Source organism: Flavobacterium cyanobacteriorum, assembly GCF_002251835.1.
GTDB lineage: Bacteria > Bacteroidota > Bacteroidia > Flavobacteriales > Flavobacteriaceae > Flavobacterium > Flavobacterium cyanobacteriorum.
Window position 1 is genome coordinate 1 of record NZ_NOXV01000145.1, and the last position, 9170, is coordinate 9170.

General features: G+C 48.6%; 6 protein-coding genes. All 6 read left to right on the top strand.

The window, feature by feature from the left end:
* Positions 1 to 130: 130 nt before the first annotated feature.
* Positions 131 to 2425, top strand: coding sequence for a helix-turn-helix domain-containing protein (locus tag CHU92_RS02130; RefSeq protein ID WP_094412134.1), 2295 nt, complete (start codon positions 131 to 133; stop codon positions 2423 to 2425).
* A 556-nt stretch (positions 2426 to 2981) separates the two neighbouring features.
* Positions 2982 to 3326 carry a hypothetical protein gene (locus tag CHU92_RS02135; protein WP_094412135.1) on the top strand — a complete coding sequence of 115 codons (345 nt, stop codon included), beginning with the start codon at positions 2982 to 2984 and terminating at the stop codon, positions 3324 to 3326.
* A gap of 74 nt (positions 3327 to 3400) precedes the next feature.
* A complete protein-coding gene (locus CHU92_RS02140) occupies positions 3401 to 5773 on the top strand; it encodes a TonB-dependent receptor (protein WP_094412137.1) in 2373 nt (790 codons plus the stop codon).
* A gap of 18 nt (positions 5774 to 5791) precedes the next feature.
* Positions 5792 to 6364: a type 1 periplasmic binding fold superfamily protein gene (locus tag CHU92_RS02145; protein WP_094412139.1), complete on the top strand. Its 573-nt coding sequence runs from the start codon at positions 5792 to 5794 to the stop codon at positions 6362 to 6364.
* A gap of 151 nt (positions 6365 to 6515) precedes the next feature.
* Positions 6516 to 6890 carry a DoxX family membrane protein gene (locus CHU92_RS02150; protein ID WP_094412141.1) on the top strand — a complete coding sequence of 125 codons (375 nt, stop codon included), beginning with the start codon at positions 6516 to 6518 and terminating at the stop codon, positions 6888 to 6890.
* A 43-nt stretch (positions 6891 to 6933) separates the two neighbouring features.
* Positions 6934 to 9084: a prolyl oligopeptidase family serine peptidase gene (locus tag CHU92_RS02155; protein WP_094412143.1), complete on the top strand. Its 2151-nt coding sequence runs from the start codon at positions 6934 to 6936 to the stop codon at positions 9082 to 9084.
* Positions 9085 to 9170 lie beyond the last annotated feature (86 nt).

Consider the following 9170-nt stretch of genomic DNA (forward strand, 5'->3'; position numbering starts at 1 on the left):
CAATAAGCTGGAAATTAATTTAATACAATTTTTGTCGTGTACTTAACCCGGGGAGTTAAAAATAGTTTTTTATGAAGCAAGGCAAAGCCGCTAAGAAAATTTTCTTATTTTCGTACGGTAATTTTTTTCCATGGAACAGCTTTCCACTGCCGCCGCGTATGCCCTGAAATTTATCAACCAGACTAACAGGTCGGTATTCCTTACCGGCAAGGCTGGCACCGGCAAGACAACGCTGCTGAAGGAAATACTACGCACTACCCATAAAAATGTAGTAGTAGCAGCCCCTACAGGGATTGCGGCGCTTAATGCCGGCGGGGTAACCATACATTCCCTGTTCCAGCTGCCCTTTTCGGGCTTTATCCCTGCCCATAACCTCCCCATGCAGTTTTCGGAGGGCGGCGTAAAATTTGAAACCAGGGACAGCCTTCGCCGCCACTTCCGCATGCGCGCTGACAAACAGGCCGTTGTGCAAAACATGGAGCTGCTGGTCATTGATGAGGTGAGTATGCTCCGGGCCGACCTGCTTGACGCTGTTGATTATACATTGCGGAGCACAAGGCGCAATGAAAAGCCTTTTGGCGGGGTACAGGTACTTTATATTGGCGACCTGCTGCAATTACCGCCTGTTGTAAAAAATGAAGAGTGGGAGGTGCTTAAAAACTATTACAAAGGGAAATTTTTCTTCCATTCGCATGTAGTACAGCAAAACCCGCCGTTGTATATTGAGCTTACAAAAATATACCGCCAGAGCGACAGCCGGTTTATCGGCATACTCAACAACCTGAGGGACAACATTGTAACACAGGACGACATAGAAGTGCTGAACACTTTTGCAAAGCCGGGGTTTGATGTAATGCAAAGCCCGGGTTACATTACCCTTACGACACACAATGCAAAGGCTGACGCCATAAATTCGGCCGCCCTGGAAGCGCTTGATGGAAAAGAATATGTGTACAGGCCTGATGTTGTAGGCGAATTTCCGGACAGGGCCTACCCCGTTGAAGAGTCGCTAAGGCTTAAGCAGGGGGCGCAGGTAATGTTCATAAAAAATGACCCTTCCCCCGAAAAACGCTATTTCAACGGTAAAATCGGCATCATTAAATCACTTTCAGAGGAAGAGATACTGGTACATTTCCCGGAAGAAGGAATCACTATTGAGGCAGAAAAGTACGAATGGAAAAATGTAAAATACTCTGTTGATGACAATTCCAAAGAGATTAAAGAAGAGGTGCTGGGGACATTTGTGCATTACCCCCTAAGGCTGGCATGGGCTATTACCGTACATAAAAGCCAGGGCCTTACCTTTGACAAGGCTGCGCTTGATGTAACGAATGTTTTCCAGCCGGGACAGGCATATGTGGCGCTTTCGCGCTTACGTTCGTTAGAAGGGCTTATTTTGCTTTCCCCGATAGGCAGGAGTGGCATTGCCAGCGATACTGAGGTGATGGGCTACGCCAGTGCAAAACCTGATGACAATGACCTGGAGCACTCCCTTCGGGAAGAAACTGTAAATTTTATTGCCGGATACCTTACAGCCAGTTTTTCCTGGGGAGGGCTTGCTACTGCCTGGCAGCGCCACCGCGCCGGATATGTGCAGGAAGGCTTCAAATCGCTTAAATCAAAGTACAGGGAATGGGCACAGCGGCAGGACAATGCCATACACGGCCTGCTGGATGCCTCGGGTAAATTTGTGGCCCAGTTGCAAAAGCTTTTCAGCAACCGGCCTGCTGACATGGATTTTATAAACCAGAGGGTGCTGGCTGCCTATAATTATTTTTTCCCCGTGATGGACAGCCTTGCCAGAGGCATCCTGGAAACCATGGAAGAGATAAAAAGGCTAAAGAAAGCAAAAGGTTTTTATGAAGAACTTGCTGATCTTGAGGAATTGCAGATAGCTGCAACTACCCGCCTCATGAAAGCAAAGCTGCTGATGGAAACGGTAATTTCGGGCAGGGAAATTACCAGAGAGCATCTTTTATCGCCGGGGGTACTGTCGTACAAACATGACATATTGCTGGCCCTACGAAGGAAACAGAAACCTGAGGCGGCTAATTTGCTTGAGGAAGAGCCGGAAGGATATACTTTGGAACGGTACACCCCGAAGAAGAAGAAAAAATCGCAGGAACCAAAGAAAACTACGCTGGAGGAAACACTGGAGCTGTGGCGCAGTAAAATGTCGGTAAAAGATATTGCCGCGGCCCGCAAGCTTACGGAGAATACTATCCTGGGACACCTGGCAAAACTGATTGAGGCAGGGCATGTGGCGCTTACCGAAGTGCTGCCACAGGACAGGATTGCCGCCCTGGCAAAAATATTTGAGGGGTATACCGATGTTTCGCTGAGCCCGCTTAAGGAGCAGTATGGCGATGAGTTCAGCTGGGGCGAACTGAAGCTGTACAGGGCGGCGCATCCTGTGGCACAATAAACCTGCCATAAAAAGAAGCAGGGCCGTAAAAGCTGTTGGCATAGCTTACCAGCAGGTGGCTACGCGGTGAATTGGTTTTAGCCCTGATGGGAGCGGCATCCTCCCCGCCGCTCGCTTTTGCGGCGGGGAGATATAGCGGACAGCAGGAAATAGCTCCAAAAAAGAAATTAAATCTTTTGAGCGGCATTTAGTGATTGCATTTGTGAATGTTAATTTTCGTTATTCCTGGGCGGTAACGTTATAGGCCTTGGGTACAACTTAGCTCACGTATTGGTTTTTGAGTTTTCTACCGCAATGATTACTTCAATTTTTTGGTTATTGGCTCTTTTGAGGATTTTGTCTAAAATAATCATTGCCAAAATGGTTCCTAATCCAATTGATTTCTTTTGTTAGGGCTTTTATTTCCTTCCCGCTTGATGCGGGGTTGATTGATTTTCTACTTAACCTGCCTATTGTCCTTATGGAAAGGGTGTGATATTTTTTTAAATTCTTAGTTCAACTGTTAAATGCAACACAATTGCATTTTAATTCCCTTTTTGTGCTACCTTTGCAGTACATGAAAAGAAAGTTTGCCTTATTTAACCTCGTGCTTATGGCTGTTGTGCTGCTAACCACAGCGTACAGGTCTTTTCATGCCTTCAGCCATGAGCATGCCGGAGGGCACAGCCATCATGAACGTAAGAAAGAAGCTAAGCACTTTGGCGCCGTCGGGCACAACCATGAAGAGGGAGAATGCGGCACCTGTGATTTCCACTTCGATTTTTTTGTGGCGCCACAGGAGTTTTTCCTTACCCTCAGCTTTCCTTTCAAACCCATACCTTACAGCTTTACCAGCATTGAGGGCAATACCTCGTTTGCCGGAAGCCTTTTTGCGCTGCGCGCACCCCCTGTATTGATGTAGCACACTACATGTTCTGTTTACCGGGACGGCCTGTGCATTTATGGCACCAGGCTAACATATCAATACATTCCATCATGAAACTTTACGCAATCATACCTGTCATGTTGCTGGCAGGGTGCTGGTGTACCTTTTCGCAGAGCATTAGCGGAAGGGTACTGACCACGCAGCAGCAACCGCTTGACGGGGCACATATACATACCGGGCAGCTGCACGCCACAAGCGCGCCGGACGGCTATTATGAAATAAATGGGCTTACCGAAGGGAGCCACCGGCTGGTTATATCTTACGTTGGCTACAAAAGCCTTGACACTATTATTACTATTTCGGGACATGTGGTGCTTGACGCGTTGTTACGCCCCCAGACTACAAAGCTGCAGGAGGTGGTAGTAAACCGGGCGGCTTCGGCTGAAAGCCCCATACGTGAAAAAAGGCTGAAAAAAGAAACTGCCGAACGCTACAGCAATGCTACGCTTGCCGATGCCCTTACCGAAATAGCGGGGATAAGCGCCCTGCGGACAGGCAGTACCATAGTAAAGCCTGTAATTAACGGGCTGCATAGCAGCAGGGTTCCCGTCATTACCAACAACATAAGGCTGGAAGACCAGCAATGGGGTATGGAACATGCACCGAATATTGATATTAACGCTGTGGGCAAAATCGCCGTGGTTAAAGGTGCCACAGCCCTGCAATATGGCGGCGATGCCGTTGGCGGGCTGGTGCTTGCCGAACCGGTACAGGTGCTTAAGGATACGCTTTGGGGCAGGAGCCTGCTCACGCTTGATACTAATGGTTGGGGAGGCACCCTCACAACCAGCCTGCATAAAGGGGCCGAAAATGGCTGGGCCTGGAACGCTACCGGTACCCTGAAATACCTGGGCGACAGGGAAGCGCCGGACTATGTACTGGCCAATACCGGAAACAGGGAAACCAATTTTGCCGGAGATGTCCGGTTGAGCAGGCCGGCTTTTGATGCTACGCTGGCCTATACGCTCTATGCTACAACAATAGGCATAGCCCGGACCATGCACAGCGAAAGCACGGCCGACCTTGTCAGCTCCATAAACAGCGGGCGTCCCAATGTAACTGCACCGTTTACATATGATATTGATGTGCCGAGGCAGGAGATTAGCCACCACTTTATTAAAGCCGGTTTTAACCGCAAATTTAGCAGCAGTGCACAATTGTCATTGCAATATGCGCTACAGCTCAACCAAAGAAAAGAATACGACATAAGGCGTGGGGCTTTGCGTGATGTGCCCGCGCTTGACCTGGCGTTGCTTACCCATTCCTTTAATGCCGACTGGAAAAGGCAGCAGGGGGCAACGACTTACAAGGCTGGCTTGAGCGCCCTGTTGCAGGATAATGAGGCAGACCCTGATACAGGAGTACGGCCGCTGATACCCAATTATACCCGTACCGATGCTGGGGCCTACGCTGCCGTGTCGCACAATTTCAGTGCCAGCCTGACAGGGGAAGCAGGCCTGCGGTATGATTTTTCACGGATGGAAGCCGATAAATTTTACCAGAAAACACGCTGGGACGCTCTGGGTTACAATGGGCGGTTTGACCATTTTGTAGTAGCCGATTATGGTACGCAATGGCTTACAAAGCCTGAATTTACCTACCACAATATTTCGGCGGGGCTGGGAATACGGAAAAAGATGGGTGGGCCACTTGAGCTGCTGGCAAACGCAGGGCTGGCGGTGCGCAACCCTAATCCGGCAGAGCTTTTCAGTGATGGGCTGCACCACAGCAATGCCACCATAGAACTGGGCAATTTGGGTTTAAGGCAGGAAAGGGCGTATAAATTTTCGGTAACCGGGCTTTATAACAGTGGTACTTTCAGTATGGAAGCCACGCCTTACCTTAATTACATAAGCAACTTCATTTACCTTGAGCCTTCAGGGATTGAGTTTACTATACGAGGTTCGTTTCCCGTGTACAATTACCGGCAGGCCAATGCTGTGCTCACGGGTGCCGATATAAATACGGAATGGGATATGGGTATGGGCTTTACACACAGGCTCAACCTGTCCTGGCTGCACGCCACTAACACAACAGATGATGAGCCGCTGATAGACATGCCGCCCCTAAGGGTAGTAAATACCATTCGCTATACCGGCAGCAGGGAGAACTTTTTTGCGGAACTGCGCAGCGAAGCGGTGTTCCGGCAGGGGCGTTACCCTGACAATAATTTTACCGCCGATGTACCTGTAAATGGAGAGCTGTTACCCGTACTTGTTGACATCAGTACCCCGCCCCCGGGTTACCACCTGGTTCACTTCACATCGGGTGTACAGTTCAGGCTGGCTAAGACTATCGCCTCGGTAAACTTTAGCATACACAACATTTTTAATACCGCCTATCGTGATTACCTCAACCGCCAGCGCTTTTATGCCGATGAACCCTGCAGGAACCTGCAGCTGCAACTAAAACTGAATTATTAATTTAAATTTTATACAATCATGAAAAAAGTAAAAATTATGCTCTTAATGTTTTCATCCATTGCGTTTTTGCCTTCATGCAGTGATGACGATACTCCCAGGGTAGTTAACGAGGAGGAAGTGATCACTACCGTAACCGCTACATTCACACCTGCTGGCGGTGGTGCTCCAATAGTCCTAACGTCAAAAGACCTTGATGATGACGGCCCGGGCGCACCTACAGTAACGGTATCAGGCAACTTTACTACGGGTGTGGTGTATAATGGCTCTGTAACATTTTTAAATGAACTCCAGTCACCTGCCGGCAACATTACCGAAGAAATTGAAGAAGAAGGCACTGAACACCAGCTTTTCTTTATCCGGAACGGAAACATAGGGAGTTTTGCCTATGCCGATAGCGATACTGACAACAAGCCTATAGGGCTGGCCTTTACCTATACCGCAGCTTCAGCCCCTGCCACGGGAACCCTTACCATAGCACTGCGCCACGAGTTAAACAAGAATGCGCAGGGTGTTGCCCAGGGTGATATTACCAACGCAGGAGGCAGCACAGACGCACAGGTGACGTTTCCGGTTTCGGTAACCGCCCCTTAATACATCGCTGCCCCGAAGGTGGTTTTTTTTGCGGCTCCTGCAGGCAGGCCATTTTTCGGGGCAGCTTTTTATTAACGCTGTATTAACAAACTGTGAATTAATTTTTTAAATTTATGGCGCACAAGTACCGAAAAATTTAAATTTTTAGCATATGAATTCACAGTTTACCAAAATCGTAAGGATACTGCTCGGCCTTATCCTTGTAGTGTTCGGGGTTAATAAGCTTTACCCGTTTATTCCCCTGCCCGAACCATCCCCTGCCGCCGCTGATTTTATACATTCGCTTCATGCCACAGGCTATGTCCTGGTAATTATTGCCCTTTTTGAAATAGTGATCGGGCTGCTCCTGCTCATCAAAAAATGGGTGCCTTTTGCGCTGCTTTTACTGTTGCCGTTATCGCTTAATATCCTGCTGTTCCACCTTTTTCTGGACGTGCCGTCTATAGGTACCGCCATACTGGTTGTGGCGCTAAATGTTATATTGCTGTACAAGCACAGGCAGAAATACACCCCGCTGTTTACCTAGTTCTGCCCTTTTTGATATATTTGTTAAAACCAACCAGGAGAGTATGAAAAAAATACTTACGGCAACAGTGGCCATTTGCACCCTAACACTACATGCGCAGATGCAGGATAAAAAAACTATACAATATCCCGTAACGGAAAAAACAGACGTATCAAACACGTATTTTGGCACCGTGGTTCAAGACCCATATTACTGGCTCGAGGATGACCGCTCCGAAGAAACGGCAAAATGGGTAAAAGCCCAGAATGAAGTTACTTTCCGCTACCTGGGGCAGATACCCTACCGGGGCGCGATAAAGGCAAGGCTGCAAAAAATCTGGAACTATGAGCGAATTTCAGCCCCGTTTAAGGAAGGCGCATATACCTATTACTTTAAAAATAACGGGTTGCAAAACCAGTCCGTACTATACCGTAAAGATGCGTCAGGGAAAGAGGAAATTTTCCTTGACCCCAATACATTTTCTGCCGATGGCACTACGTCTTTGGGTGATGTGGCATTCACACGCGACGGCAGCCTTATGGCCTACTCAATATCAGAAGGCGGAAGCGACTGGAGGACGATTTTTATAATGAATGTAGCCACCAAAAAGATTATTGACGAAAAACTGGTAGATATCAAGTTCAGTGGTATTTCATGGAAAGAGAACGAAGGATTCTTTTACTCAAGTTATGATAAACCCAAGGGTAGTGAGCTTTCGGCAATGACCGACCAGCACAAGCTCTACTACCACAAGCTGGGTACACTACAATCAGACGATGTCCTTGTTTTCGGGCAGGATACCAAGCGAAGGTATGTAGGCGGCTATGTGACAAAGGACAACCGCTACCTCATTATTTCGGCGGCCAACTCCACATCAGGGAATGAACTGTACCTGAAAGACCTTACGCAGCAGGACAGCAAAATCATCCAAATGGTGGATAACTTTGACAATGACCATACAGTCATAGGCAATGAGGGTAGTACCCTGTATATATCTACAAACTTTAACGCGCCCAACAACAAAGTTGTCAGTACTGATGCTTCCACGCCCCACCGGAAACACTGGAAAGACCTTATCCCTGAAACAGGCAATGTACTCACCGCTTCTACCGGGGGCGGCTATATTTTTGCGGAATACATGAAAGATGCCGTTTCAATTGTAAAGCAATATGATTACAACGGTAATGAAATCCGCGAAATACGGCTGCCGGGGCTGGGCACGGCCGGGGGATTTGCAGGGAAAAGAGAAGATAAAACCCTCTATTACACCTTTACCAATTACATAACCCCGGGCAGCATATTCTCCTTTGACCCGCAAACCGGAAAGTCAGCACTGTACCAAAAGCCAAAAGTAGACTTTAATACTGCTGATTACGTTTCGGAGCAGGTATTTTATACCTCAAAAGACGGCACTAAAATACCCATGATGATTACCTACAAAAAAGGCACAAAACTGGACGGCAAAAACCCAACTCTATTGTACGGTTACGGAGGCTTCAATATAAGCCTTACGCCATCTTTCAGCATCGGTAATGCCGTGTGGCTCGAAAACGGAGGCATCTATGCCGTTGCCAACCTCAGGGGCGGTGGCGAATATGGCAAAGCCTGGCACGTGGCCGGCACTAAAATGAAAAAGCAGAACGTTTTTGACGATTTTATTGCCGCGGCCGAATACCTCATTGCCAAAAAATATACCTCCTCCGCTTTCCTGGCCATCAGTGGCGGCTCTAACGGCGGCTTGCTCGTAGGCGCCACCATGACACAGCGCCCGGACCTCATGAAAGTGGCCCTGCCCGCAGTGGGCGTGCTGGACATGCTCCGCTACCACACCTTTACCGCGGGCGCCGGCTGGGCCTATGATTATGGCACGGCAAACGACAGCCCCGAAATGTTCGCCTACCTTAAAGGCTACTCCCCCGTACACAATGTAAAAGAAGGCACACAATATCCGGCGACCATGATCCTTACCGGCGACCATGATGACCGCGTGGTGCCGGCCCACAGCTTCAAGTTTGCGGCCGAACTGCAGGACAAGCAGGCCGGCCCTAACCCTGTACTGATACGTATTGGCGTTAATGCCGGGCACGGCGCGGGCAAATCAGTAGCGCAAACCATTGCCGAAATAGCCGATGTGCAGGCCTTTACGCTCTATAATATGGGGATAAAAAACCTGCCGGGTGCCGTAGTACGCAAAAAAACACCCCTAAAAAAATAACCTGAAAGCCTGCCGGGAACGCATTTTTTTTAAAAATTGGGGCGTGTCCCTGCGGGCCGGGCTTTCCGCTGCAAGTCCTCATTCCG